Here is a 25,108-nt window from a genome sequence, read left to right on the forward strand (position 1 = left end):
AACAAATTAAAACCTGAAACAAAAACATGAAAAACATTGCCATCATCATGGGCGGTTATTCCAGCGAATACAAAATCTCATTAATCAGCGGAAATGTCGTTTACCAATATCTTGACAAAACAAAATTTAAAGGATTCAGAATCCATATTTTTAAAGAAAAATGGGTTTATGTAGACGAAAAAGATGCCGAATTTCCAATCGATAGAAATGATTTTTCGGTAACTGTAAACGGAGAAAAAATCACTTTTGACTGCGTTTTCAATGCCATTCACGGAACTCCGGGCGAAGATGGATTAATGCAGGCTTATTTCGAATTAATCGGATTACCACAATCTTCTTGCGATTATTACCAATCGGCTCTTACATTCAACAAAAGAGATTTATTATCGGTTTTAAAACCATACGGAATCAAAACGGCAATTTCTTATTATTTGAACAAAGGAGACGTTATCAATACAGCAGAAATTGTAAAAAAAGTCGGTTTACCATGTTTTGTAAAACCAAACAAAGCAGGTTCTAGTTTCGGAATCTCAAAAGTAAAAACAGAAGCAGAACTTCCGATCGCAATTGAAGTAGCTTATAAAGAAGATAACGAAATCATCATCGAAAGTTTCCTTGACGGAACTGAAGTTTCTGTGGGCGTAATTAATTACAAAGGAGAAATTATCGTTTTACCAATCACAGAAATTGTTTCAGACAATGATTTCTTTGATTACGAAGCCAAATACGAAGGAAAATCTCAGGAAATCACACCTGCGAGAATCTCTGATGAATTGACTAAAAAAGTGGGAGAAACTGCCAAACGCGCTTACGAGGTTTTAAAAATGAAAGGTTTCTCAAGAAGCGAATTCATCATTGTGGACAACGAACCGTATATGCTGGAAATGAACACCATTCCAGGTTTAACAACCGAAAGTTTGATTCCACAGCAAGCAAAAGCAGCTGGAATTTCTTTAGAAGATTTATTTACAAACGCAATTGAGCTGGCTTTGGAATAAGGTGCTGAGGTTCTAAGTTTTTTTTACCGCTAAGAGCGCTAAGAATTACGCAAGGGTCGCAAGGATTTGTCAGTTTAGAAACATAAAAGTTCGCAAAAGCTTTATTTATAAGGCTCTGCGAACTTTATTTATTTAAGGCTCTTTCAAAAACTTAGCGAACTCCGCGTAATTCCTAGCGCACTTAGCGATTAAATTTCTAAGCACAGAAAATAACAATAGTACATTTTTGATCAACTAAAAGTTTATCAAAATTTACAGAAAAAATTACTTCCAAACATGGAAATTTCAATACATTACTCACAATAAAACTTAGTATCTTAGTTTCTTAAAATCTTAGCAACTTAAAAAAATGAAACAAATCTTCGAGTGGGAAAGACTTCTTTTTAACAATCTGCCAGAGAGCTTTGTTCTCGAAGTAATATTTCGTTCGACAGTTATGTTCATCATTTTACTGCTGACTCTAAAATTAGCGGGAAAAAGAGGCGTAAAACAACTGTCGATTTTCGAAACCGTAATTATCATAGCATTAGGTTCTGCTGCCGGCGATCCAATGTTTTATGAAGATGTCGGGATAATTCCGGCAGCAATTGTTTTTACTGTAATTATCATTCTATATCGTTCTGTAACCTGGCTAACAGGAAAAAGCAAAAGATTTGAAGAATTTATAGAAGGTAAAACGGAATGTTTAATCAACGACGGAAAATTTTCTGTATCGACTTTTAAAAAAGAAAGCTTGGCACAAGACGAATTTTTCGCCGAATTACGAATAAGATCAATTGAACATTTAGGTCAGGTAAAACATGCTTTTATAGAAACGAGCGGCGAAATCAGCGTTTATTTTTATGCAGACGAAAAAGTAGGCTACGGCCTCCCTATTCTGCCTTCTTTATTCTATGCAAAAAGTAAATTCATTCCAAAAGATGGTATCTATTCTTGTTCCTTCTGCGGTCACACCCAAGAACAAAAAGCAGGAACAGCAATATGCAAAGTCTGCAAAAAAGAAGAATGGGTAGAATCTATTAATACGAAGAGAATTACATAAAGTTTAAATTCCAAAATTTAAATTCCAAATTCCAAGACTTAGCAATTAAAAGTTATAAAAACCTTTGTGTCTTTGTAACTTTAACCTTCAAAAAAGGAAAAACCTTAGCAGCTGAGAAACTCAGAACCTTAGAACCTTAAAAAAATCCTTTGCGCCTTTGTGCCTTTGTAGCTTTGAACCTAAAAAAGAAAATACCTTTACGCCTCTGTATCTTTGAACCTTTGAACCTAAAAAAAGAAAAAATCTTAGTAGCTTAGCAACTCAAAATCTTAGAACCTTAAAAAAAGCCTTTGCGCCTTTGCGCCTTTGTAGCTTTGAAACTTTGAAACTTTAAAAGAAAAAAAAATGCGTAAAGCCATATTCCCTGGATCATTTGACCCAATCACTTTAGGTCACGAAGATATTATCAAAAGAGGAATTCCTTTGTTTGATGAAATTATAATCGCAATTGGTGTTAATGCCGAAAAAAAATACATGTTTTCATTAGAAGAAAGGAAACGTTTTATAGAAGAAACTTTTAAAGACGAACCAAAAGTTTCGGTAATCACTTATGAAGGACTTACAATTGATTTGGCTAAAAGACTAAAAGCTAATTTTATTTTAAGAGGTTTAAGAAATCCAGCCGATTTCGAATTCGAAAAAGCAATTGCACACACCAACAGAAAATTATCAAAAATAGAAACCGTATTCTTATTGACAGCTGCAAGTACTTCATTTATCAGTTCGAGCATTGTGCGTGATGTATTGCGTCATGGCGGTGAATATGAAATGCTGGTTCCCGATGCAGTTCGAGTTCAGAAATAATCCAGTTAAATGCCAAAAACTTTATCAATATTATAGGGACAAATTTTAATTTGTCCTTTTTTTTGCCCTAAATCAAAGTAAAAACATAAATTTGCCAGCGAAATTAAATAAGTAATTTCGCATTTTTAAATAACACCTTACAATGAGCATCGAAAGAGAATTAAACAAACGCAGCGGATCTAAATGTGAGCTTTGCGGCGCAGAAGAAAACCTAAAAGTATATCAAGTATTACCAACAAGAAAAGGCGGTCTTGAAGAAAGTATTTTAGCTTGTAACACTTGTATTGACCAAATTGAAAATCCGGATAATGTAGATTTAAATCACTGGAGATGCCTTAACGACAGCATGTGGAATGAAAACGTTGCTGTACAAGTTGTGGCTTGGAGAATGTTAAGTCGCATGCGCGCAGCGGGATGGCCTCAAGAATTATTAGATATGATGTATTTAGAAGACGAAATTCTTGATTGGGCAAAAGCAACTGGCGAAGGTGAAGATGATGAAAACAAATTGGTTCACAGAGACAGTAACGGCGTGGTACTACAACACGGAGATTCTGTTGTTTTAATCAAAGATCTTAAAGTAAAAGGATCAAGCATGGTTGCTAAACAAGGAACTGCTGTTAGAAACATTCGTCTTGACCACGAAAACGCCGAATATATCGAAGGAAAAGTTGACGGACAACAGATTGTGATTATTACACAGTATGTGAAGAAAATATAGCTTTTTTTTAAGCTACTTAGTTGCTAAGATTCTAAGATAGTTTTATTATTGGTACTTATAAAAAATCTTAGAAGCTTAGAAGCTCAGAATCTTAGCAACTAAATAAAAAAAGAAAAGGCTGTTCAAATTGAACAGCCTTTTCTTTTTTTATTTAGTTGTAGATTACTTTTGAAATAACTTACTGATTTGATCCTTTACAAATGGCTCAGAAACGTTATTTGTTGCAGCGTCTCTTTCTTTACCAGAAACCATAAATTGTACAGTTGCTTTGTCTGGAACAACATTTCCTGTGTAGTGTAACCAAATGTAGTTGTTAGGTAACTCTAATTTGATATCGTACAATGGAGAAGCTGTAAATCCTCCCATAATAATGCTATATAAAGAGTTATAAGCGTTATCAATGTTTTTGAATGAAAATTTTCTCAAAGTCGAATCATCATCACTTTGAATAATAGTGTAATACACTGTGTATTCGTCACCAATTTTCTGAATGTAATTGTTATTTACTTTTCCTAATTTTTCAACAGGAACAGTTTCTAGAACCTTAACCTGTGCAAACGAAACAAAACTAAAAAACAATGCAGCAAGAGTAATAATCTTTTTCATGTGGTATTTGGGGTTTACATTTTACGATCACAAAAAAACATAGAAATATTGAAAAAACAGCTATCAATTGATTATTTTTTTAACATAAATTTGTTAAACTTAGTTAAACACTCACAAACAACTGAATTTCAAACAAATAAATAAAAATATAAGTTTTAAAATTTGTCCTACAAGTTCTAATATCTTTCCTTTTTATCCTCTTCTTCCTTTTTAATCACATTGCGGGCAATCTCAATTTTAAACTTCTTGCCTTTCATTTTTTCGTCTCGAATGTTTTTCAGCAAATCTTTTACTTTATTATATTTTACGGCAGCAAACGAAACAAAATCTTTTACTTCGATTAATCCTAAATCGTCTTTTTCTAATTTACCTTTTTGAGAAAAGAAACCAACAATATCAAATTTATTCAGTTTTGTTTTCTTTCCGCCGCTAATATAAATAGTTTGAAATTGAGGTGGTTTTGGCAGCGAAACCATTCCTTCGACATTTAAAACTTCCATTTCGTAGTCAATATAATCCAGTTCTTTTTCACTTTCGTGAATGATTACATACGCCGTTCCTGTCGCCTGCATACGCGCTGTACGCCCATTTCTATGCGTAAACTCGTCTTCTTTTAACGGAAGATGATAATGAATAACGTGTTTCATTTCTGGAATATCCAAACCACGCGCCGCCAAATCGGTTGTGACTAAATAACTGATACTTCCATTTCTAAACTGAATCAAAGCACGCTCACGTTCCTCCTGATCCATTCCGCCGTGATAATAGACCGAATAAATTCCCTTTTCGTTCAAAGTATCACTGATACGTTCTGCAGCATCTCTATGATTACAGAAAATAATGGCCGATTCTGATTTTAAAGAACAAATCAAATTGAATAAACTCTGCAATTTATCTTTTGCTGGCGAAACCACCATTTTCATGGTAAGATTTGTTTTTTCGTCTTCCTCAGGAATAAAATCCAAAACGGTTGGATTTATAACACGTGTATATTTCGGAATCTCAATATCTGAAGTTGCCGAAACCAAAACTCTTTTGTTTACTTTCTGTAATCTTCCAATAATGAAAGACATTTGTTCATGAAATCCCAATTGAAGCGATTTATCAAACTCGTCTAAAATAAGCGTCTGAATTTTATCTGTTCTAAAAGTTTCTCTATCAATATGATCGGCAATTCTTCCCGGAGTTCCAATTAAAACCGCTGGTGGATTGCTTAAGTTCTTGATCTCAGTATCAATAGAATGTCCGCCGTAGCAGATATTTACTTTGTACTGCGTTCCCATTTTTTTCCAAACCTGCTCGATTTGCAGTCCAAGTTCACGAGACGGTACTAAAATCAAACATTGTACAGAAAGGATTTCGGGCTGTAATAATTCTAAAATTGGAAGCAAAAAAGCCAATGTTTTTCCCGAACCTGTTGGAGAAAGTAATAAAACATTGCTGTCGTTTAAAATAGCATCTTGTGCCATTTCCTGCATTTCGTTTAGGTTCTCAATCCCTAAATTCGAAAGTATATTGTTAGAATGGTGTATTTTATTCATTTTGCAAAAGTAGGGAAAATTGTTTGGTTTGTTTCAGGTTTCAAGTTTAAGGTTTGAATGCTGGTGATTTAACCGCAAAGAGCGCTAAGTTTTTTTGCTTTTGATGGAGTTGAACAAACACAAAGTGCGCAAAGCTGCAAGGTTTGAATGCAGGCGATTTAACCACAAAGAGCGCTACCTTTTTTGCTTTTGATGGAGTTGAACAAACACAAAGTGCGCAAAGTTTGTTTATAAAAAACTTTGCGAACCTTGCGTAATCCTTAGCGCTCTTTGCGGTTAAACTCTACAAGCAAAGCATATCCAACTTGAAACAAAGTAAACCTGAAACCTGAAACAAAACCCCTATATTTGATACCCATAAAAAAACCAAAACCATGAAACGTTTTACATTTCTCCTTTCACTTTTCACAATCTCTCTTTTCGCTCAAAACGATAAAAAATACGATACGTTTTTCGAAAAAGGAAACGGAAATCAAGCCGCAGATTATTACGAAGCCATTCGTTATTTTAAGCTTTTAGCAAATGATTTTCCGACGATTCAAATCAAAGAAATGGGGTTGACAGATTCTGGGGAACCTCTGCATATGGTTACTTTTAATCCAGACAAAGAGTTTGATTTTGATAAAATTCAGAAAACAAAAGCGGTTTTGTTTGTTAATAACGGAATCCACGCTGGCGAACCCGACGGGATCGACTCTACAATGCAGTTTTACAGAGATTTGGCAACCGGAAAAATGAAAGCGCCAAAAAATACTGTTTTGGTTTGTATTCCGGTTTACAATATCGGCGGTGCTTTGAACCGAAATTCGACAACGCGCGCCAATCAGGACGGGCCAGAAATTTACGGCTTTCGAGGAAATGCCAGAAACTACGATTTGAACCGTGATTTAATGAAATCTGATACTCGAAACACAAAGAGTTTTGTCGAGATTTTCCAGAAAATAAACGCTGATGTTTTTATTGACAACCACGTAAGTAATGGTTCTGATTATCAATATAAACTAACCTATATCATGACACAGCATAATAAATTGGGAACTGTTTTAGGAGATTACATGAACGATGTTATGATGCCGGCTTTGGTAAAAGATCTTCAAAAAAAGAAAATCGAAACAACGCCTTATGTCGATTCGTTTAAAGATACGCCAGACAAAGGTTTTGGGCAGTTTGTAGATAGTCCGAGATATACAACGGGTTATACTTCGCTTTTTAATACAATTGGTTTTGTAGTTGAAACACACATGCTTAAAAAATATGCTGAACGCGTAAAAATGACTTACGAATACATGAAATCGACTTTAGATTTTACCGATGCCAATTATCTTAAAATCAAAGAACTTCGCGTAAAAAATTTGGAACAATTTCATCCAAAGAAAAAATATACGCTGCAATGGGAAATGGACAGCACAAAAGCTACCAAATTTACCTTTTTAGGTTACGAAGCGGGTTACAAAAAAAGCGAGGCCACAACGGGCGATCGTTTGTATTACGATAGAAACAAACCGTATAAAAAAGACGTTCCGTATATTAAAGAATTCAAATCGCAGAAAGAAGTTGTTATTCCTTCAGCTTATATCATTCCGCGTGGTTATTGGAATATTATTGATATTTTGAAAAACAATAAGATTCAATATTCGCAGCTTAAAAACGATACGATTATCGAAGTTGAAAGTTACAAAATTGCCGATTTTAAAACCGTTCCGTCTGCTTACGAAGGTCATTATTTGCATAGAAACACGACAATAACTTCTAAGATAGTTAAAACCGCTTTCGCGAAAGGCGATTACATAGTTTCGACAAACCAAAAAGGTGTAAAATATCTTCTTGAAGCTTTTGAGCCAGAAAGCGTTGATTCGTTTTTTAACTGGAATTTCTTCGATGCGATTTTACAGCAAAAAGAACATTATTCTGAATATATTTTTGAAGATACAGCTGCAAATCTTTTAAAAGAAAACCCAGCTTTAAAAGCAGAATTGGAAGCTAAAAAGCAAAGTGATACCGCTTTCGCTAAAAATCCTGAAGCACAATTAAACTGGATTTACAAGCATTCTGTTTATTATGAAAAGGCACATTTGCAGTATCCTGTTTATCGTTTGCTTTAGTTTTTTTTTAACCGCAAAGAGCGCTAAGTTTTTTTATTTTTGATTGAGTTTAGCAAACGCTAAGATCGTAAAACTTTACTTGTAGAACTTTGTCAAAGTTTAAAACTTTGACAAAGTTGAGTTACGGTTTTCCATAAAATAAATATATATATTGAATTTTTAACTTTGAAAGCAAAAAACAATTCAGTGATTATGAAAACAGTATTATTATTTTTAGGAGTTTTATTTTTAACTGTTTCTTGTAAAAAAACCAAGCAAGAAAATCTACAAAATGAAATTGAAAGCAAAATCAAAGTGCAGTTAAATGACCCTGAAAGTTATGAATTTAATTATTTCTATTTAGATTCTTTAGAATACATCATAAATAAAAAAGAAATCAAAACAGTTTTAAAAGATATTCAAGATTTTGAGAAAGATGATGATTCGAAGTCACAAACAATGGTTTCTTTTTTAAAATCAAAAAATAAATTTCTTGAATCATTAAATAAAAATAAATATAAAGGCATTTTTCATTTAGAGCAAACAATAAATTTGGAGCTAAAATCTTAGCTGAATATACTTTTGAAGCTGACAGCACTTATAAATTAATCTATATAAAAGATAATACTGGAGATACAATATATAAGGATGCTGAAAATTTAAAAAAGGAAATTCAAAAATAAATATAAAAAATATCTGTGTATAGACATCCTCTAATATCGCAAACGTTAGCGCGGATTTGTAATCCGTGCCCGCAACGGATTTATAAGCATTCTGTTTATTATGAAAAGGCTCATATGCAGTATCCTGTTATCGTGTTTTGTAGATTTTAAAACCGTAAGCTTCTCATTTAAGATTGTATGTTTCGAAAACATATTTAGATTGTGGTTTTCCGTAATAATTTTATCATATTATATTTTACATTTGGAAAAATCTTAAATTTTTCTTTATTAAATTAACGATAGATTAATGGCAACAGTAAAAATAAAAGAGTACACAGTATTAACTTATGAATCAGATAAATTTCAACCAATCTATTGGAAAAAAATGTCTGCATCAATTTTTGAAAAATATGGAAAACAGAAAATCGACGACTTTGATTTAGTCAATAATATTTTAAATGATTGCTTTGAATTTTTAATTCATGAATTCACTGAAATTATAAACCAAATAGATGACATTTCTTTCTTCAAATATTGTTTTCACTTACATGAAGATTCATTAAAAATACTTATAGATCCTGATAAGAATTTAATATTTAAAGACTATATAAACGAAGCAGATTTTTCAAGATACAGAAGAATTCTTAAATTAATTTTAGAACAAGGATGCGAAAAAGAATTCACAACATCAAAAAAAACTTCTCCAGAAGATTTTATAGAATTTGATGATATAATTCAAAGGTTATTTTATTTAGGAACATGGCTCTACGTTATAGCTGACCATATAGCATATCATAGAATGCTTGAAGGTGCAAAAATTATAAATTTTGATGACGATGATTTGTTAATCGAATGGAAAAACGATTATGGAAAAATATATACTCATCTATTTACTAATTCGTACGACGATTATGAAAAAGCAGCATTTGATGAAAAATGCACAGAAGAATTAATTAATTCCTTGAATCAAAATTATGGTATTGATTATGATTTTGCATGTGGGATGATTTTTGAGATTCAAAAACACCACAGCAATTCACCTTTTCAGACTATTGAACCATACGTACTTCCAATTAATTTATCAAAACATTCAAAAATTGATTTGGATCTTGCCAAACAATTCTATGATGGACTAAGTTTAAAAAAAGAAAATAAGTTATCAATTAAAGAATGTATTTTAAAACCTTATTCCACAGATAGATATCTTTTTAAACCTTTATTGATTTATAATATCAAAGGAGTTGAAAGAATGTTCGTTAGTAAAAATAAATTTGCAGAAAGCATATTCGTAATTGCTTCAAATGCAATAAATTGGAACACGCTTTCTAAAGAATGGTTAAAAAATGAAAAAATGCAGAATTTTATAAACATGAAAGGAAACCAACATGATAAAATTCTTGAAGATCAAATACAAGAACATATTAAAAATAACAACTTAAAGTTTTCTAGAAATATTACAAGTCTAAAAACTACGACAAAAAACAACTATAATATCATAGACAAATGTGGAGAAATTGATTTTATTATAATTGATGATCAAAACAAAAGAATTATTGTTGCAGATTCAAAATACAATAAAGCTAGATATGAAGGCATTGGATACAGGTCCGATTACACTAATTTCATAAAATATGAATCTCAAATTGGAAAAAAGATAATTTGGATTAAAGATAATATTGATAAAATTGAAATTCATTTTAAAAAATTATACAATGACGACAATTTGAAATTAAATGAATTCACTGTTACAGGAGCTTTCTTTATAAACACTCCCACATTTTACATGTATAATTCTAAATATTCCGTTGCCACCTTAAATAAAATTGATAATTATCTAAAAAATATAAATATAACACCTGACATTAGAATTATTTTTGAAGACAAAAAATATGATTACTCTTACCCTTACTTTGGGAGAGCTCAGGACTAAAATTGTTTAAAATATTTAATCTAAGAACTTAGACTGCAATCAAAGCCTAATAAAACATAAAAATTTTATTAGGCTTTTTCAATTTCAAAAAGAATAAAAAACTTATTTATCCTTCAATATTTTCTCTAAAAACTCAACTTTATCTTTTTCAGCTTGAACCAAACGTTCGTAAAGTTTTTTGTTTTCTTCGTAAGCTTCAATTAATTTATCCAATGGATTAAAAGTAAGATTACTACAAGAATTATTTAATATTTGTCCTTTTGCGCTTTCATCATAGAAATTATTAAAATAATTAATTACACTATCCTCTGAAAAGTTCTTGAGCGCTTCAACACTTACGCCCAAAACTTTTGCAATATCAATAAGTCTTTCATCATCGATTGTTTCACTATTTTCAATGTTAGAAATAGATTGTTGGCTCAATCCTAAAGCTTGTGCCAATGCCTCCTGTTTCATGTCTTTAAGTTCACGAATTCGGCTTATTTTTCGCCCAATATGGTTTGATTTTGTTAGTGTGCTCATAATTCAAAGATAATAGTAAGAGTAATAAAAAGCAATTTGTAAAAACAATTTCTGCGTGGTACAATACAATCAAAATAATTTGAATTGCATGTTCTATTTCACTTACGGTTTCTCTGACAAAAATACAATTTTTAAGACACTAAAATCCCAAAAGTAAAAATTATATAAAACTACGAAACAGTACAAGTTGAGTTGCTGGAACGGATTACAAATCTTTGCTAAAGTTTGTGGTAACGTTGCGGGCACGGATTACAAATCCGCGCTAACGTTTGTGGAAATGGTTTGCGCAGAAACTTTGATAAAGTTGAATCGTTAGCGCAGATTATAAATGCGTGCTAACATTTTAAAAACTCAATTTTATCTTTATATATTTGAGTATTCTTAAGGAAAAAATATGTCTTATAAACTTTTTCTAGACGATTTACGAGATGTAAAAATGGTTTACAAAGATCTGACTGATGATGATTTTGTGATCGTTAGAAATTTTCATGATTTCAAAAAAGTAATTCTCGAAAAAGGTCTTCCCGAATTTATTAGTTTTGATAATGATTTAGGTCTTGATGAAAATGATCTTATTGCCGAAGATGGCTACGCTTGCGCGAAATGGCTGGTTTACGATTCTGGGATCGATTTAAGAGATTTAAACTTCTATGTACATTCGGCAAATCCTGTGGCAAGTCAGCAAATACAAAGTCTTCTTGATAATTATATCAAACATTTGAAGACTTATAAATCTTAGTAAAAACACAACATGAAAAATCTTTTTTTAATTCTTTTATTAGCATCTTCAAATCTATTCTTCGGACAAAAAATAATTTCCGGCGAATACGAAATGGGTTTGAAACTTTCGTACAATGCTTCTAATAATATGCTAACAGGTTATTTTGAAAGTTATACGGGCTGGGATGAAGAAACGCAAAATCCACGATTTTCTTGTATTTTTTATATTGAAGGAAAAGTAACGGGAAATAAGTTTACTGTTAAAACCTATTACCCAGAAGATAAAAAAGAAGATCTGATTTTAGGAACTGTCGAAATTGTAAACAACAAAACCATCAAAATAAAACTGCCAGAAGAACATGGCGGTTGTTGGAACGTAATGCATTTTGTAGAGAATCCGAAGTTTGATTTAGAAAAGAAATCCAATTGGATTCAGATTCGATATGCTGACAAAGCAAAAGCTTATTTTTATAAGAATAAATCAGACCAAAATCCGTCAAAAATCTATCTCGTAAAAGGCGATGCGGTCTGCATTGATAAAATTGAAAACGGAAAAGCTTTTTGTACGTATTTTGGAAAAAAGGTTTCAAAAGGTTGGGTTAATGTAGCGGAGCTGAATAAGATTTAAGTTCTAAGGTTCTGAGATGCTGAGGTTCTAAGTTTTTTTTAGATTGAAAGCCACGAAGGCACAAATACACAAAGTTTTTGAATTTTGAAATTGAAATTGCTATTGTTATTGAAATCGAAATTTAAATTTCAAAATTGATAAGAAATAATTTATATTTGAAATATCGCTGACCCAAACCCAAAAACCTCAAACTGATGCCAAAACGACTGCTTTCACTTGCTTTTATTTTGATTTTTATTGCCTGTAAAAATGAAAATAAGGAACCTAATCCCGCTGTAGAATCTCAAAAAACTAGTACAGATACAGTTTCAACCGAAAGTACGCAAACCGATTCTTCCAAAGTTGTTGTTGCTAATCCAAATTTAGAAGCAGACAAAAAATTGCTTGCTGATTTTTTCGTAAAAAATGACAAAAAACCACAATTCTTTACGATCAACAACACGAAAGACACAACAATTATTTGTGTTCAAAAAACTAAAATTACGATTCGTGCCAACAGTTTTGTGACCTCAAATTCTAAAAATGCAGTAACTGGAAAAGTCAAAATTTCGGTTAAAGAATATTATAGTATTTCGGATATTTTACTGGGAAGGCTTTCAACAACTTCTAACGGAAAGTTATTGGAAACGGGCGGTATGCTGGAAATTAATGCTTTTTCTAACAATGAAAAATGCCAACTGAAAAGTGGCAAAGCGATCGAAATTGCGTTTCCAACAAAAAAAGAAAAAGAAGGCATGCAACTTTTTTCTGGAAGCTGGAAAAATAATCAGATCAATTGGGAAGTTGCTGAAAATTCGGTCAACTTAAATCAAACTTTTGGTAACGTAGATGAAGCTCCAATTTTTCCGGGTGGAATTAACAAATTTTATAAACTTCTTTCAAGCCGTATACATCTTGAAGGAGATGAGGAAGTTTCTGGTAAAGTGTATGCTTCTTTTGTTATAGATAGAGAAGGAAATGTAACCAACATAAAAATTGTCAAAGGCCTCACAAAAAAAATCAACGAAGCTGTAATAAAAGCATTTAATAATATTCCAAAATTTATTCCTGGCAAAGTAAACGGAATTGCTGTCAACACTACCTACAGCTTACCAATTACTATTCAAAGTTCTAACGATGAACTAGATGATAGACCATCAAGTACATATATTGATAAAAAACAGAGAAAAAATTATACAGAGGAAACAATCAAAGAAGAAGAAATTTCTACAATTGGTTATTATTTTTTCAGCAGTTTTAAATTAGGAATAATCAATTGTGATCGATTTTATAATCTTAATCAAAACGCAGCTATAAACTTTGCTGTAAACTTTGAAAACGGCGGCGAAACGTTTGTAAGCATTGTTTTTCATCAAATGAAATCTATAATAAGCATTAATACTAATTCAAAAAATGCTGTTTTTAAAACTATTCCTAAAGGAAAGAAAATTACAATTGTTGCTATTAAATATATCGACAATAAACCTTTTATTGGAATTAAAGAAACAACAACGTCTGCAATAGCAGAAAATAATCTTGCTTTTCAACCCATAACTCTTCAAGGAATAAAAAGTGAAATGGAAAAACTAAACAGATTTGATTAATAATGAAAACACTTTTTAACTATTTTTCCGTTTTATTTTCGATTTGCTGTTTTTCGCAAACCAATGAAAATATTCCAACCAAAAAAGAAATTGTCCATTTTCTGGAAAACATAGAAGTTCCGGGAAAAGAAATCAAAAAAATTGATCGTAAAATTATTCTATGGACCGATTTTGTTATTTATGGAGAACAAAATTTGGAAATAGAAAAAGGTTAAATTATAAGCGGGATTTTGGGATATAAAGCGCTTCAAAAGTACTTTAATCCCGAAGATTTAAAGTTTATTGAAAAACAATATTTAAATCAAAAAGATTCGCTCTGGCAGAAAAACGATTTTAAAAAATTCGACATAACAGATTCGGCAGAACAAAAGAAAATCGTCGAACACAGTAAAAAAGGCAAAAGAATGGGATCATACTATTCGTATTCTTTTTCTGTACCGCTTTTTTCGCTTGACAAAAAATATGCTCTTGTCACAAAGCAATTTTTCTGTGGTATGATGTGTTCAGATCAATGCATTTACGTTTACGAAAGAGATAATCTCTTAAATAAATGGAAAGTCGTTTCAAGCTGGTTTTGCGGGTCTAGTTAGAATTCTAAAATTCCAATTAAAAAAATAAATTCCAAACTCCAATTAAAAAATAAGTTGGAATTTGGAATTTATTTTTTGGATTTTCTATACTCCTATTGGTTTTTTACTTTTTCTTCTTCAAACAATAATTTTATGTTTTCATAAGAATTGGTAAGCGCATCTTTGATTTGCTCTGGGTTTAACCAAGCTACTTTCTCGATTCCTTCTTCAATTTGTCCGTGCGGCGTTCCTTCAAAATCAGAGAACATTTCGAACCAATGTGTGATTTTGAGTTTGTATTTTCCGTTGCGTTTAAAAATGTGATAGGTTTTTTCGAGCTTGTTTGTAATTCTTAATTTTCCAACGCCTGTCTCCTCTTCTACTTCACGCATGGCGGTGTTTTCTATTTCTTCACCCTTCTCGATGCCTCCTTTTGGAAGATCCCATTTACCATTTCTAAAAATAAATAAAACCTCACCTTTCTTATTATATACCAAGCCTCCACCCGCTTTGTTTACGGGAATTTTGGCTTTTAGGGTTTTCATCATTTCACTTTCGTCGGGATGATATAGAATGGCTTTTTGAATTTTATTTTGAAAAATTTTTATAATAAGCTGTTCGATATCAATGCTCTCCAACAAGAACAATTGGAAATCTGTTTCTTTCGAGATTTCATTTGTCAAAAAAAGTGGTTTGTCGTTTACAAAAACTTTATACATTTGTACTATGATTTTTAATAAAGATACTGCCGAAAAAACAGCCGAATTGCTTTTGCAAATAAATGCAATTAAATTGAATCCCGAAAATCCTTTTACATGGGCTTCTGGTTGGAAATCTCCTATTTATTGTGACAATAGGTTAATTCTTTCATTTCCGAGCATCAGAAATTATGTTCGTGATGAATTTGCTAAAAACATCGAAAAACAATTTGGAAAGCCTGATGTCATTGCCGGTGTTGCTACTGGAGCCATTGGAGTTGGTATTTTGGTTGCCGAAAGTTTAGGTCTTCCGTTCGTATACGTGCGTCCTGAACCAAAAAAACACGGCAGACAAAACCAAGTGGAAGGTTTTTTACAAAAAGGACAAAATGTTGTGGTGGTTGAAGATTTGATCAGTACTGGAAAAAGCAGTTTGATGGCTGTAGAAGCTTTAAGAAGTGAAGGTGCTAATATTAAAGGTATGGCTGCTATTTTTACATACGGTTTTGGTGTCGCAGAAGAAAATTTCAAAGAAGCTAATATTGATTTATTCACTTTAAGCAACTACGAAAATCTTCTTGACTTAGCTGTTCAAAAACAATATATAACAGAAGACCAACAATCAACTCTTTTAGAATGGAACGAAAGTCCATCTACTTGGGGACAGGAAGACTAATTTTAGATTTCTGATTTTTGATTTTAGATTTCTGTTCTTTACGAATAGATTTTTGGAACTTGGGATTTAGAAAATTGGAATTTATTTAAAATCCAGCTTTGCGAACTTTGCGTTTATAAAGTCAACTATATATAAAAAAACCTTGCGCCCTTTGCGGTTAAATAACAAAAACAAACAAATATGAACTTAGAAAGTCCAAAAGTTACTGTTCAGAAATCAGCACAGGATTTATTTGATCAACTGACTGATGTAAAGAATTTCGAAAAATTAATGCCAGACAACATCGCTAAATTTGAAGTGACTGGCGAAGACGCTTTTATTTTTGGATTAAAAGGGATGCCGGAAATCAAATTAAAAATGAAAGATAAAATAGCGCCAAACAAAATTGTTTTGGGTGCTGCAAGTGATAAACTTCCGTTTACACTGACTTCAAACATTGATACTATTTCTGATTCAGAAAGTGCGGTCCAATTGTTTTTTGAAGGAGAATTCAACGCGATGATGGCAATGATGGTTAAAGGTCCAATCAGCAAGTTTATCGAAACTCTAGCGAATAATATGCATAAACTTTAATAATGCTCAATTATTAGTTGTGAATTATAAATTTAAAGTCCGGTAAAAACCGGACTTTTTTTTGTTTGCCACAGATTACACAGATTTTAAGGATTATTTTTTTCTATTTGTTTAAGTATACAAATAAACAAGAAACCATTTTAAACTTTTAACCAGTGGTAAAGCAAAAAACTCAGAGTCTTAGCACTTTCGCAACAAACCTCTGTTACTTTGTTACTCTGCCACTTTGCATCTTAGCAACTTAGAAGCTTAAAAAAACCCAATTCATCCTCAGAAAAACACAGTTCAGCCAAATAAATTATTCTTCTTGAAAATTTTGATAGAAGTTTGCTTCATCAACCAAAACAAACTAAACCAAATGGAAGCAGCTATCAAAATTCTAATTTACATTCATGCCTTTTTCGGAGGAATCGGACTAATTACAGGAATCGGAAGTATTGTCGTTAAAAAAGGCAGTAAACTTCATAAACGAATGGGAAAACTATTCTCTATCGGCATGTTGATTAGTTCTCTTATTTCAATTCCGATCTGCTGGATGCCGAAACATCAAAATATATTTTTGTTCTTAATTGCTTTGTTTACCGTTTATCTTGTAATTTCTGGAAACCGCTTTTTGAGCTTTAAATACAAAACCAAAGCAGATTTGACAGACAAATTGATTTCTGGAACTATGCTTTTCTTTTCTGTAATTATGATTTTACTTGGATTGTATTGCCAATTCAGCGGTGTTGCAAACGGAGTTTTATTTACTTTCTTCGGCGGATTCGGATTATATATGACGGTTAAAGATTTTATATTCTTCAAAAGACTTTCTGAAACTAATAAAAATTGGCTTTCAAAACATATCGGAAAAATGATGGGCGCTTTAATCGCATCAATTACCGCTTATATTGTTGCCGGTTTGGGAATCGGAAATTTAATTGCATGGATCACTCCGTCAATTCTTGGAACTATTTATATTATGTATTGGAATAGAAAAATCGATCCGAAAAAGACTTTACAAACGCCTGTTTAATCATTTGTCATAAAAAAATAAGTTTTTTTGCTATAGATTAAATGGATTAAAATAATCTTTAAAATTCATGTAATCTGTGGCAAAAAAACTTAGAATCTCAGCATCTCAAAACCTTAGAAACTTTAGTAAAGCATCTTAACCTCTTTAATTTCAAATTCAGCGACAGAATCATCTTCGAGTAAAACTTGCAGCTTTCCGCTTTTAGAAACACCGTGAATGATTCCCATAAAGTCCTGATCATTATTGTTTCTAAAAGGTGTTGGAATTCCTTTTTTAAATAACATTTTAAAATAATCTTCCCAAAACAGCTGAGATGAGGTTTTCCAAAGCTTAATTTTCTCTTTTAATCTTTCTACGATTAAAACTGCCAGTTCTTCTTTATCAAAAGATTTTCCAGAAATTACTGCCAGCGAAGAAGCATTAGGAAGTTCGCTGTAATCGGTTTGATTAACATTTATTCCGATTCCGACAACTGACACGATTCTGCCATCGCTTTTTATAGTATTTTCGATTAATATGCCAACCAGCTTCTTATTATATGACAGAATGTCGTTTGGCCATTTTATACAGACATTGGGAATTTTTAATGATTTTAAAGCCTCTGAAACTACTAGAGAAACCACTACACTTAAATTAAAAACTTCTTCACTATCAAACAAAAAATCCTTAACCAAAACACTCATTGTTAAGTTTTTACCCGCCTCAGACTTCCATACCCCGCCAACCTGGCCTTTTCCTTTTGTCTGATTTTCAGCCGTTACGATTGTGAAATTCTCCAGTTCGTCTTGGCTTGCCAATGCTTTTAAGAAATCATTTGTAGAATCTATGGCATCGAGTTTGATTAGTTTCATTAGTATAATTTAAATAACTTCGTTTAATATTTTGTTAAGGTTCAAAAATAATCACAAAATTTGGTAACTTTACAAATTCATATAAAATAATTCATGGCGAAAAAGACTATTAATAATGATGTTCTATTGGCGAACATAATCAAAGGGATTGAGGAAGTAAAAGGAAATGATATCGATATTCTTGACTTAAGAGAAATAGATACAGCAGTATGCGATTATTTTGTAATCTGCAATGGTAGCTCAAATACCCAAGTAAACGCCATTGTAAACTCAATTCAAAAAACAGTATCAAAAGACTTAAAAGATAAACCTTGGCACGTAGAAGGAACTGATAACGCAGAGTGGGTTTTAATGGACTACGTACATATCGTTGTACATGTTTTCCAAAAACATATTCGTGAATATTACAACATCGAAAGCCTTTGGGGCGACGCCAAAATAACTACAATCGAGAACAAATACTAAAGAAACTTTCATTAAATGGCTAAAGATAATAATCCCAATCCGAATAAATTTAAAATAAGTCCTTGGTTAATATACACCGCAATACTTTTAGTTTTTTTATTTATAAGTTTTGCTACCGGAGGATCAAGCTTAAGCGAACCTGCGCAATTAACTTCTTCTAAATTCAACACCTTATTAGAAAAAGGCCAAATTGAAAAAGTAATTGTTTACAACAAAGCAGAAGCTGAGGTATATTTAAATGCTGGAGCTCTTAAAGACCCAGCTAACAAAAAAGTAGCTAAAGATATTTTTGAAAGACCTAACAAAGGTCCTCACTATACTTTGGAAATAGGTAACGACCAGATTTTTCAAACTAAATTAGAAAAAGCTGTTGGCGAAGGAAAATTGAAAGATTTTAACTTTCTTCAAAAAAACAACTGGAGCGATATCTTAATCAGTTTACTTCCTATCATCATTATTGTCGGTGTATGGATTTTCATTATGCGTAAAATGTCTGGCGGAGGCGCTGGAGGTGGCGGACAGATTTTCAATATCGGAAAATCTAAAGCTAAGTTATTTGATGAAAAAACAGATATCAAAACTACATTTAAAGATGTTGCTGGTTTAGAAGGCGCAAAAGAAGAAATTCAAGAAATTGTTGAATTCCTTAAAAATCCAGAAAAATATACTAATCTTGGAGGTAAAATCCCGAAAGGAGCTTTACTTGTAGGTCCTCCGGGAACTGGTAAAACTTTATTAGCAAAAGCTGTTGCTGGAGAAGCTCAGGTTCCGTTCTTCTCATTATCAGGATCAGATTTCGTTGAAATGTTTGTTGGAGTTGGTGCTTCTCGTGTACGTGACTTATTTAAACAAGCAAAAGAAAAATCTCCTGCTATCATTTTCATCGACGAGATCGATGCTGTTGGTAGAGCAAGAGGAAAAAGCAATATGTCTGGCGGAAATGACGAAAGAGAAAATACTTTGAACCAGTTACTAACAGAAATGGACGGTTTTGGTACAAACTCTAACGTAATTGTATTAGCTGCAACAAATAGAGCTGACGTTCTTGACAAAGCTTTAATGCGTGCAGGACGTTTTGACAGACAAATTTTTGTTGACTTACCAGACATTCGCGAAAGAGCAGAAATTTTCCAAGTACACTTAAAACCAATTAAAAAGGTTGAAGGTCTTGATTTAGATTTCTTAGCAAAACAAACTCCAGGTTTTTCTGGTGCTGATATCGCTAATGTTTGTAACGAAGCTGCCTTAATTGCTGCAAGAAACAACAAACCTGCTGTAGACAGACAAGATTTCTTAGACGCTGTTGATAGAATCATCGGTGGTCTTGAGAAGAAGAATAAAATTATCACTCCAGAGGAGAAAAGAGCAATTGCAATTCACGAAGCGGGTCACGCTACTGTAAGCTGGATGTTAGAACATGCTGCACCACTTATTAAGGTAACTATTGTACCTCGCGGACAAAGTTTAGGAGCTGCATGGTATTTACCAGAAGAAAGACAAATCGTTAGAACAGATCAAATGTTAGACGAAATGTGTGCTACAATGGGCGGAAGAGCTGCAGAAAAAGTAACTTTTGACAGAATTTCAACAGGTGCTTTAAGCGATTTAGAAAAAGTAACACGTCAAGCTCGTGCAATGGTAACGATCTACGGATTGAATGATAAAATCGGAAACGTTACTTATTATGATTCAAGCGGACAAAGCGAATATAATTTCTCTAAACCATATTCTGATGAAACTGCAAAAATCATTGATGCTGAAATTTCAGAATTAATCGAAGGTCAATACCAAAGAGCAATTCATATTTTAGAAGAAAACAAAGATAAATTAAATCAACTTGCTGATATTCTGATTGAAAAAGAGGTTATCTTTAAAGATGATTTAGAAAACATCTTCGGAAAACGTACTTTTGATAAAAATTTAGAGGAAGTGGTTTCATAAATAATTTACGAAATACGTAATAATTTTTCAAAATCTTAATTCAAAATACCCTTTTGAATTAAGATTTTTTTATCTTTGAACGTTTTCAATTAACATGTAAAGCATTTCATATAAAAAGAATGAATTTTTTCAAAAAAATATTTGGTTCCAGTGAGCCCGCTTCTGACGAAGAACACGAGAGCGAGTATGCAGGAACTTCAGCCCAGAATAGTCATTTATCTTTAGATGAACAATTCATTTTCAATTTCAAGAAAAATGGAGGAAAATTTCTGTATTGTGAAAATACTCAGGAAGTGGCTGAACAATTTGAAAACATTCTAGAAGAAAATGATTGGTTTGAAAATGAAGTTTTATGCTACGAACCGGCGTTATTTCATTTATTAGAAGAGAACAAACTTTTTTACATTGCTCCATCTAAACCAAAATTTTTATTAGCAAGCTGTGAAAATTTAATTGCCGATGAAGGTTCTATTTTATTTTCATCAAAACAAATTAGGCAAAATAAACCAAATGACCTGCCTGCAAATATTGTTATTATAGCTACAACAAGCCAAATCCTGCCAATGAAAAGCGACGGATTGAGCGCTATAAAACGTAAATACGAAAGAGACTATCCAACCAATATCACTACAATAAAATATTTCGAAAAAGCTAAAGAAGAAGATTTTACTCAATACGGAAGTGTTGCTAAGAATCTGTATTTATTGCTTTTAGAAGATCTTTAAGATGAACGAAACACTGAAGAGAACCATTTCTGGTGCTGTTTATATCGCTTTGTTATTAACTTCGATATTGTTTTCTACCGAAAGCTTCATTATTCTTTTTGGGATTTTTTTGATCATCACCATATATGAATTTTGCAATATTGTAAATCTTAATAAAGTCTTTTCAATTCTATTTGGAACACTGGTCTACTCGACCGTTATCTTAATTAGTCATTACAACAAACAGACAACTCAATTTATAAACGATACATTTCAGACTGCCATTAGTTTAGAAACCAATATTAAACAATTGGATTTAATATTACTTGCTATAACTATTGTTGTTTCCATTAAATGTATCATCTTTTTATTTTATGATTCAGTTCAGAAAATAAGCACTTCTTCAAAATATTTATATTTATTAGGATACGTTACACTCCCATTTATATTTATTGTCAAAATATCATTTGGAACCAATGATTATAATCCAAAAATTATTCTTGGCTTATTTATCTTGATTTGGACGAATGATACTTTTGCCTATTTGGTTGGAAAATCAATAGGAAAACACAAATTATTTGAACGTGTATCTCCTAAAAAAACTATCGAAGGTTTTCTTGGAGGAGCAGTTTTCGCTGCTTTTGCCGGATTCTTAATTTCTAAATTTTACATTCAGCCAAAACCAGAATTTAGCAGCATGTCTATTATAATCTGGACAACTATTGCTGTAATTGTCAGCATTTTTGGAACAATTGGCGACTTAATTGAATCCAAATTTAAGCGCATTGCCGGTGTTAAAGACAGCGGTTCTATAATGCCCGGACATGGAGGTATCTTAGATCGATTAGATAGTGTTATATTTGTAGCACCAATTATATTTTTATTTTATCAAATTTTATATTATGTTTCATAAAGAAGGTGGCCCGTCTATTTTATTAGGTACAAGTTTTACTGTAGCTTTACTTTTAATCGCTGATCGATTTATTGATATCTATTGGCTTAGAATGCTTGTTCAAATTGCAGCCGTTGTAATTTTGATTATTATTTTACAATTCTTTAGAAATCCTAAAAGAATTGCAGTAAGAAACAGTGATCATATTCTTGCTCCAGTTGACGGAAAAGTTGTGGTTATCGAAGAGGTTTATGAAGGAGAATATTTTAAAGATAAACGTTTACAGGTATCTATTTTTATGTCGCCGATCAATGTTCACGTAACTCGTTACGCTATGGACGGTATCATAAAATTCAGCAAATACCATCCTGGAAAATTTTTGGTTGCTTGGCATCCAAAAGCGAGCGAGGAAAACGAAAGAACTACTGTAGTTATCGAAAACGAAACTTTTGGCGCTATTTTGTACAGACAAATTGCTGGAGCTTTGGCTCGTAGAATTGTAAACTACGCTCAAGAAGGAATGCAGGTTGTTCAAGGAACTGACGCTGGTTTCATTAAATTTGGATCAAGAGTAGATTTATTTTTACCTTTAGGTACACCAATTAATGTTGAATTAAATCAAAAAGCGATTGGCGGAAAAACAATAATTGCTACGAAAGCATAAATGACTAATAAAGATTTAGATATTCGTTTTGCAGAGGCTGTAGAAACTGCTTTGACAATGACACAAGCCTCACTGCCGCAAGATGTGCAGCTAAGACTTTATGCGTTTTACAAGCAAGCTACTTTTGGAACAGCTGTTTACAATCAATCTGAGAATTTTGATTTAAGAGACGCTTTCAAAACAAACGCATGGATGCAGATAAGTCATATTTCTATTGATGAAGCCAAAGAGAATTACATTGAAATCATCAATTCATTAACATCAAAATAAATAACATTATGAAGAAATACGTTGTTCTTTTTAGCATCTTAACTTCATTTTTACTATTATTTTCTTGTAAAGAGGATAAACTGATCGAAGTTGTAGAAGTTCCTCTGCCAACTAAAGAGGAAAAAATAACTATTGGCTCACCAAATGAAGTTAAAGCCGAGCCTGGTTCTTTTGAAATGACAAAATTAGCATTTGGCTACGATGGTCTGGCTCCTGGAATACGATCTCTTACTTTAGAAACACATTATTCTAAACATTATTTATCGTATACTAATAATTTTAATAAAGAAATCTTATCCACAGAATTTGAAAATATGCCTATAGAGGATATTTTGAAAAAAATGGATATGAATAACGCGAAACTGCGTCAGAATGCAGGTGGTTATTACAATCATACTCTTTATTTCAATATTTTGACACCAAAGGAACAAACTCCAAAAGATACGCTTTCTGGTTCTATCAATAAAGAATTTGGTTCTTTTAACAATCTTACCAATCAGTTTAAAGGACAGGCAGAGAAACAGTTTGGCTCCGGCTGGGTTTGGCTTGTTGTAGATCGTTACGGAAAACTACAAATTACAACAACAGACAATCAGGATAATCCGTTAATGAGAAACGCTTTGATTCCGGGAACGCCAATTATGGGAATTGATCTTTGGGAACATGCTTATTATTTGGATTACCAAAATAGAAAAGGCAGTTATATTGATGCCTTTTATGAACATATAAACTGGGAAAAAGTAAACGAATATTACGTTGAAGCTCTCAAAAAGGTTAAAAAAGTATAAAACAAAAAAGCTGATATAGAATTCTGTATCAGCTTTTTTTTATAACTTAAATATTTATAATTATATAGATATGAAAGATATAGTAAATCGTTTTATAGAAAATCCGCTTTTATCACCCGCAGATTTACCACCAAGCAGCGAAGGTTTAGAGATTACCTGCCTGCTGAACCCTGGTGTTTTTCAGTTTCAAAATAAAATCTGGCTGGCTGTGCGGGTTGCCGAAAGACCAAAACAAATTGAAAACATTATTTCTTTTCCAGTATTAACAGAAACCGGCGCTGTTCAAATTATAGAGATTTTAAAAAATCATCCTGAACTTATTGCAACAGATGCACGCGTCATTAATTATCAAGGACTTGATTATTTGACCACTTTATCTCATATTAGATTGTTATGCAGTGAAGATGGACGTCATTTTTATGAACCTGAAGATTATCCGCATTTGGTAGGCGAAGGAATACTTGAATCTTTCGGAATAGAAGATTGCCGCGTTTCGCTGATAGAAGGCAAATACTACCTGACTTTTACAGCTGTATCAGATAATGGAGTCGGTGTAGGACTGCGAACAACGACCGATTGGAAAACATTTGAGAAACACGGAATGATATTTCCTGCACATAATAAAGATTGTGCAATTTTTGAAGAAAAAATAAATGACCTGTTTTATGCGCTCCATCGTCCGAGCAGTGTTGACTTGGGAGGCAATTACATCTGGATTGCTTCTTCGCCAGACGGCATTCATTGGGGAAATCATAAATGCATTATTAAAACAAGAAAAAATCTTTGGGACAGCAAAAGAGTTGGCGCGGGCGCTGCTCCTATTAAAACAGAAAAGGGCTGGCTCGAAATCTATCATGGTGCCAACGATGCTCACCAATATTGCCTGGGTGCTTTTTTAATGGATCTTGAAAATCCTTTAAAAGTGATTTCGAGAACGGAAGAACCAATTATGTTTCCGAAAACGGATTATGAATTGAGTGGCTTTTTTGGAAATGTAGTTTTTACAAACGGTCATATTATAGAGCCTGACGGAGATACACTAACTGTTTATTACGGCGCTTCTGATGAGTTTGTCTGTGGTGCTCAATTTTCGATAAAAGAAATTCTTTCGCTTTTAAAAGCTGTTTAAAAACAAACGCTGATTAAACTTCTTCGTGATAACGA

The 25,108-nt window shown here is 32.4% G+C and carries 28 protein-coding genes; 23 read left to right on the forward strand and 5 right to left on the reverse strand.

The features are described from left to right. The first annotated feature begins 26 nt into the window (after nucleotides 1-26). The 4 genes from ACFSC2_RS24085 to ACFSC2_RS24100 all read left to right on the forward strand — a co-directional run bounded on the left by ACFSC2_RS24085 (nucleotide 27) and on the right by ACFSC2_RS24100 (nucleotide 3,565). Nucleotides 27-998, forward strand: coding sequence for a D-alanine--D-alanine ligase (locus ACFSC2_RS24085; protein ID WP_379813652.1), 972 nt, complete (start codon nucleotides 27-29; stop codon nucleotides 996-998). 349 nt (nucleotides 999-1,347) lie between these two features. Next, complete coding sequence (locus ACFSC2_RS24090; protein ID WP_379813653.1) at nucleotides 1,348-2,040, forward strand: DUF421 domain-containing protein; 693 nt, start codon at nucleotides 1,348-1,350, stop codon at nucleotides 2,038-2,040. A gap of 345 nt (nucleotides 2,041-2,385) precedes the next feature. Further along, complete coding sequence (gene coaD / locus ACFSC2_RS24095) at nucleotides 2,386-2,844, forward strand: pantetheine-phosphate adenylyltransferase (RefSeq protein ID WP_379813654.1); 459 nt, start codon at nucleotides 2,386-2,388, stop codon at nucleotides 2,842-2,844. A gap of 142 nt (nucleotides 2,845-2,986) precedes the next feature. Then, nucleotides 2,987-3,565: a PhnA domain-containing protein gene (locus ACFSC2_RS24100; protein ID WP_379813655.1), complete on the forward strand. Its 579-nt coding sequence runs from the start codon at nucleotides 2,987-2,989 to the stop codon at nucleotides 3,563-3,565. A gap of 162 nt (nucleotides 3,566-3,727) precedes the next feature. Here ACFSC2_RS24100 and ACFSC2_RS24105 read toward each other — a convergent pair whose 3' ends face one another. Both ACFSC2_RS24105 and ACFSC2_RS24110 read right to left on the reverse strand, forming a co-directional pair. Further along, nucleotides 3,728-4,171: a hypothetical protein gene (locus ACFSC2_RS24105; protein ID WP_379813656.1), complete on the reverse strand. Its 444-nt coding sequence runs from the start codon at nucleotides 4,169-4,171 to the stop codon at nucleotides 3,728-3,730. A 176-nt stretch (nucleotides 4,172-4,347) separates the two neighbouring features. Continuing rightward, nucleotides 4,348-5,712 carry a DEAD/DEAH box helicase gene (locus ACFSC2_RS24110; RefSeq protein ID WP_379813657.1) on the reverse strand — a complete coding sequence of 455 codons (1,365 nt, stop codon included), beginning with the start codon at nucleotides 5,710-5,712 and terminating at the stop codon, nucleotides 4,348-4,350. Nucleotides 5,713-6,086: 374 nt separating this feature from the next. Here ACFSC2_RS24110 and ACFSC2_RS24115 point away from each other — a divergent pair, with 374 nt between their 5' ends. From ACFSC2_RS24115 to ACFSC2_RS24125, 3 genes are all read left to right on the forward strand, one after another. Continuing rightward, nucleotides 6,087-7,814, forward strand: coding sequence for a M14 family metallopeptidase (locus ACFSC2_RS24115; RefSeq protein WP_379813658.1), 1,728 nt, complete (start codon nucleotides 6,087-6,089; stop codon nucleotides 7,812-7,814). Between the two features lie 192 nt (nucleotides 7,815-8,006). Next, nucleotides 8,007-8,363: a hypothetical protein gene (locus ACFSC2_RS24120; protein WP_379813659.1), complete on the forward strand. Its 357-nt coding sequence runs from the start codon at nucleotides 8,007-8,009 to the stop codon at nucleotides 8,361-8,363. Between the two features lie 399 nt (nucleotides 8,364-8,762). Further along, nucleotides 8,763-10,385, forward strand: coding sequence for a hypothetical protein (locus ACFSC2_RS24125; RefSeq protein ID WP_379813660.1), 1,623 nt, complete (start codon nucleotides 8,763-8,765; stop codon nucleotides 10,383-10,385). A gap of 102 nt (nucleotides 10,386-10,487) precedes the next feature. Here the strand turns inward: ACFSC2_RS24125 and ACFSC2_RS24130 are convergent, their stop codons facing one another. Continuing rightward, a complete protein-coding gene (locus ACFSC2_RS24130) occupies nucleotides 10,488-10,907 on the reverse strand; it encodes a helix-turn-helix domain-containing protein (protein ID WP_379813661.1) in 420 nt (139 codons plus the stop codon). Nucleotides 10,908-11,301: 394 nt separating this feature from the next. Here ACFSC2_RS24130 and ACFSC2_RS24135 point away from each other — a divergent pair, with 394 nt between their 5' ends. The 5 genes from ACFSC2_RS24135 to ACFSC2_RS24155 all read left to right on the forward strand — a co-directional run bounded on the left by ACFSC2_RS24135 (nucleotide 11,302) and on the right by ACFSC2_RS24155 (nucleotide 14,428). After that, nucleotides 11,302-11,646 (forward strand): cyclic-phosphate processing receiver domain-containing protein, encoded by a 345-nt coding sequence (locus ACFSC2_RS24135; RefSeq protein WP_379813662.1) that lies wholly within the window; start codon nucleotides 11,302-11,304, stop codon nucleotides 11,644-11,646. Nucleotides 11,647-11,658: 12 nt separating this feature from the next. Then, the gene (locus tag ACFSC2_RS24140) at nucleotides 11,659-12,255 is read left to right on the forward strand and encodes a hypothetical protein (RefSeq protein ID WP_379813663.1); all 597 of its coding nucleotides are present in this window, start codon (nucleotides 11,659-11,661) and stop codon (nucleotides 12,253-12,255) included. 194 nt (nucleotides 12,256-12,449) lie between these two features. Beyond that, a complete protein-coding gene (locus ACFSC2_RS24145) occupies nucleotides 12,450-13,838 on the forward strand; it encodes an energy transducer TonB (RefSeq protein ID WP_379813664.1) in 1,389 nt (462 codons plus the stop codon). Nucleotides 13,839-13,840: 2 nt separating this feature from the next. Continuing rightward, on the forward strand, nucleotides 13,841-14,053 hold the full coding sequence (locus ACFSC2_RS24150; protein WP_379813665.1) for a hypothetical protein: 213 nt from the start codon (nucleotides 13,841-13,843) through the stop codon (nucleotides 14,051-14,053). 15 nt (nucleotides 14,054-14,068) lie between these two features. Beyond that, entirely contained in the window at nucleotides 14,069-14,428 is a 360-nt protein-coding gene (locus ACFSC2_RS24155; protein WP_379813666.1) for a hypothetical protein, read from the forward strand. A 92-nt stretch (nucleotides 14,429-14,520) separates the two neighbouring features. On the opposite strand, the gene ACFSC2_RS24160 is transcribed toward ACFSC2_RS24155, so the two are convergent. Continuing rightward, complete coding sequence (locus ACFSC2_RS24160) at nucleotides 14,521-15,126, reverse strand: NUDIX hydrolase (RefSeq protein WP_379813667.1); 606 nt, start codon at nucleotides 15,124-15,126, stop codon at nucleotides 14,521-14,523. Nucleotides 15,127-15,133: 7 nt separating this feature from the next. On the opposite strand from ACFSC2_RS24160, the gene pyrE reads away from it, so the two are divergent. From pyrE to ACFSC2_RS24175, 3 genes are all read left to right on the forward strand, one after another. Continuing rightward, complete coding sequence (pyrE, locus tag ACFSC2_RS24165; protein ID WP_379813668.1) at nucleotides 15,134-15,781, forward strand: orotate phosphoribosyltransferase; 648 nt, start codon at nucleotides 15,134-15,136, stop codon at nucleotides 15,779-15,781. Nucleotides 15,782-15,961: 180 nt separating this feature from the next. Then, on the forward strand, nucleotides 15,962-16,354 hold the full coding sequence (locus ACFSC2_RS24170; protein WP_379813669.1) for an SRPBCC family protein: 393 nt from the start codon (nucleotides 15,962-15,964) through the stop codon (nucleotides 16,352-16,354). A 358-nt stretch (nucleotides 16,355-16,712) separates the two neighbouring features. Further along, nucleotides 16,713-17,369 carry a hypothetical protein gene (locus tag ACFSC2_RS24175; RefSeq protein WP_379813670.1) on the forward strand — a complete coding sequence of 219 codons (657 nt, stop codon included), beginning with the start codon at nucleotides 16,713-16,715 and terminating at the stop codon, nucleotides 17,367-17,369. 122 nt (nucleotides 17,370-17,491) lie between these two features. Here ACFSC2_RS24175 and ACFSC2_RS24180 read toward each other — a convergent pair whose 3' ends face one another. Beyond that, a complete protein-coding gene (locus ACFSC2_RS24180; RefSeq protein WP_379813671.1) occupies nucleotides 17,492-18,220 on the reverse strand; it encodes a biotin--[acetyl-CoA-carboxylase] ligase in 729 nt (242 codons plus the stop codon). A gap of 93 nt (nucleotides 18,221-18,313) precedes the next feature. On the opposite strand from ACFSC2_RS24180, the gene rsfS reads away from it, so the two are divergent. The 8 genes from rsfS (at nucleotide 18,314) to ACFSC2_RS24220 (ending at nucleotide 25,073) form a co-directional block, all read left to right on the forward strand. Then, complete coding sequence (gene rsfS, locus ACFSC2_RS24185; RefSeq protein ID WP_007809313.1) at nucleotides 18,314-18,685, forward strand: ribosome silencing factor; 372 nt, start codon at nucleotides 18,314-18,316, stop codon at nucleotides 18,683-18,685. Nucleotides 18,686-18,700: 15 nt separating this feature from the next. After that, on the forward strand, nucleotides 18,701-20,626 hold the full coding sequence (ftsH, locus tag ACFSC2_RS24190; RefSeq protein WP_379813672.1) for an ATP-dependent zinc metalloprotease FtsH: 1,926 nt from the start codon (nucleotides 18,701-18,703) through the stop codon (nucleotides 20,624-20,626). A 119-nt stretch (nucleotides 20,627-20,745) separates the two neighbouring features. After that, complete coding sequence (locus ACFSC2_RS24195) at nucleotides 20,746-21,351, forward strand: lactate utilization protein B/C (RefSeq protein WP_379813673.1); 606 nt, start codon at nucleotides 20,746-20,748, stop codon at nucleotides 21,349-21,351. Between the two features lies 1 nt (nucleotide 21,352). After that, nucleotides 21,353-22,243, forward strand: coding sequence for a phosphatidate cytidylyltransferase (locus ACFSC2_RS24200; RefSeq protein ID WP_379813674.1), 891 nt, complete (start codon nucleotides 21,353-21,355; stop codon nucleotides 22,241-22,243). Next, nucleotides 22,233-22,886 carry a phosphatidylserine decarboxylase family protein gene (locus tag ACFSC2_RS24205; RefSeq protein ID WP_379813675.1) on the forward strand — a complete coding sequence of 218 codons (654 nt, stop codon included), beginning with the start codon at nucleotides 22,233-22,235 and terminating at the stop codon, nucleotides 22,884-22,886. The genes ACFSC2_RS24200 and ACFSC2_RS24205 overlap by 11 nt, the downstream gene beginning before the upstream one ends. Further along, complete coding sequence (locus ACFSC2_RS24210) at nucleotides 22,887-23,156, forward strand: acyl-CoA-binding protein (RefSeq protein WP_379813677.1); 270 nt, start codon at nucleotides 22,887-22,889, stop codon at nucleotides 23,154-23,156. An 8-nt stretch (nucleotides 23,157-23,164) separates the two neighbouring features. Further along, nucleotides 23,165-23,944 (forward strand): superoxide dismutase, encoded by a 780-nt coding sequence (locus tag ACFSC2_RS24215; RefSeq protein WP_379813678.1) that lies wholly within the window; start codon nucleotides 23,165-23,167, stop codon nucleotides 23,942-23,944. 70 nt (nucleotides 23,945-24,014) lie between these two features. Then, nucleotides 24,015-25,073, forward strand: a complete 1,059-nt coding sequence (locus ACFSC2_RS24220; RefSeq protein ID WP_379813679.1) for a glycoside hydrolase family 130 protein — start codon at nucleotides 24,015-24,017, stop codon at nucleotides 25,071-25,073. The last annotated feature ends 35 nt before the right edge of the window (nucleotides 25,074-25,108 follow it).

Origin of the sequence: Flavobacterium artemisiae, from assembly GCF_042678225.1 — a bacterium.
GTDB classification, from domain to species: Bacteria; Bacteroidota; Bacteroidia; order Flavobacteriales; family Flavobacteriaceae; genus Flavobacterium; species Flavobacterium artemisiae.

Coding starts and splice junctions, on each gene's coding strand:
- ACFSC2_RS24085 (WP_379813652.1), top strand. CDS start 27: ATGAAAAACATTGCCATCATCATGGGCGGTTATTCCAGCGAATACAAA.
- ACFSC2_RS24090 (WP_379813653.1), top strand. CDS start 1,348: ATGAAACAAATCTTCGAGTGGGAAAGACTTCTTTTTAACAATCTGCCA.
- coaD (WP_379813654.1), top strand. CDS start 2,386: ATGCGTAAAGCCATATTCCCTGGATCATTTGACCCAATCACTTTAGGT.
- ACFSC2_RS24100 (WP_379813655.1), top strand. CDS start 2,987: ATGAGCATCGAAAGAGAATTAAACAAACGCAGCGGATCTAAATGTGAG.
- ACFSC2_RS24105 (WP_379813656.1), bottom strand. CDS start 4,171: ATGAAAAAGATTATTACTCTTGCTGCATTGTTTTTTAGTTTTGTTTCG.
- ACFSC2_RS24110 (WP_379813657.1), bottom strand. CDS start 5,712: ATGAATAAAATACACCATTCTAACAATATACTTTCGAATTTAGGGATT.
- ACFSC2_RS24115 (WP_379813658.1), top strand. CDS start 6,087: ATGAAACGTTTTACATTTCTCCTTTCACTTTTCACAATCTCTCTTTTC.
- ACFSC2_RS24120 (WP_379813659.1), top strand. CDS start 8,007: ATGAAAACAGTATTATTATTTTTAGGAGTTTTATTTTTAACTGTTTCT.
- ACFSC2_RS24125 (WP_379813660.1), top strand. CDS start 8,763: ATGGCAACAGTAAAAATAAAAGAGTACACAGTATTAACTTATGAATCA.
- ACFSC2_RS24130 (WP_379813661.1), bottom strand. CDS start 10,907: ATGAGCACACTAACAAAATCAAACCATATTGGGCGAAAAATAAGCCGA.
- ACFSC2_RS24135 (WP_379813662.1), top strand. CDS start 11,302: ATGTCTTATAAACTTTTTCTAGACGATTTACGAGATGTAAAAATGGTT.
- ACFSC2_RS24140 (WP_379813663.1), top strand. CDS start 11,659: ATGAAAAATCTTTTTTTAATTCTTTTATTAGCATCTTCAAATCTATTC.
- ACFSC2_RS24145 (WP_379813664.1), top strand. CDS start 12,450: ATGCCAAAACGACTGCTTTCACTTGCTTTTATTTTGATTTTTATTGCC.
- ACFSC2_RS24150 (WP_379813665.1), top strand. CDS start 13,841: ATGAAAACACTTTTTAACTATTTTTCCGTTTTATTTTCGATTTGCTGT.
- ACFSC2_RS24160 (WP_379813667.1), bottom strand. CDS start 15,126: ATGTATAAAGTTTTTGTAAACGACAAACCACTTTTTTTGACAAATGAA.
- pyrE (WP_379813668.1), top strand. CDS start 15,134: ATGATTTTTAATAAAGATACTGCCGAAAAAACAGCCGAATTGCTTTTG.
- ACFSC2_RS24170 (WP_379813669.1), top strand. CDS start 15,962: ATGAACTTAGAAAGTCCAAAAGTTACTGTTCAGAAATCAGCACAGGAT.
- ACFSC2_RS24175 (WP_379813670.1), top strand. CDS start 16,713: ATGGAAGCAGCTATCAAAATTCTAATTTACATTCATGCCTTTTTCGGA.
- ACFSC2_RS24180 (WP_379813671.1), bottom strand. CDS start 18,220: ATGAAACTAATCAAACTCGATGCCATAGATTCTACAAATGATTTCTTA.
- rsfS (WP_007809313.1), top strand. CDS start 18,314: ATGGCGAAAAAGACTATTAATAATGATGTTCTATTGGCGAACATAATC.
- ftsH (WP_379813672.1), top strand. CDS start 18,701: ATGGCTAAAGATAATAATCCCAATCCGAATAAATTTAAAATAAGTCCT.
- ACFSC2_RS24195 (WP_379813673.1), top strand. CDS start 20,746: ATGAATTTTTTCAAAAAAATATTTGGTTCCAGTGAGCCCGCTTCTGAC.
- ACFSC2_RS24200 (WP_379813674.1), top strand. CDS start 21,353: ATGAACGAAACACTGAAGAGAACCATTTCTGGTGCTGTTTATATCGCT.
- ACFSC2_RS24205 (WP_379813675.1), top strand. CDS start 22,233: ATGTTTCATAAAGAAGGTGGCCCGTCTATTTTATTAGGTACAAGTTTT.
- ACFSC2_RS24210 (WP_379813677.1), top strand. CDS start 22,887: ATGACTAATAAAGATTTAGATATTCGTTTTGCAGAGGCTGTAGAAACT.
- ACFSC2_RS24215 (WP_379813678.1), top strand. CDS start 23,165: ATGAAGAAATACGTTGTTCTTTTTAGCATCTTAACTTCATTTTTACTA.
- ACFSC2_RS24220 (WP_379813679.1), top strand. CDS start 24,015: ATGAAAGATATAGTAAATCGTTTTATAGAAAATCCGCTTTTATCACCC.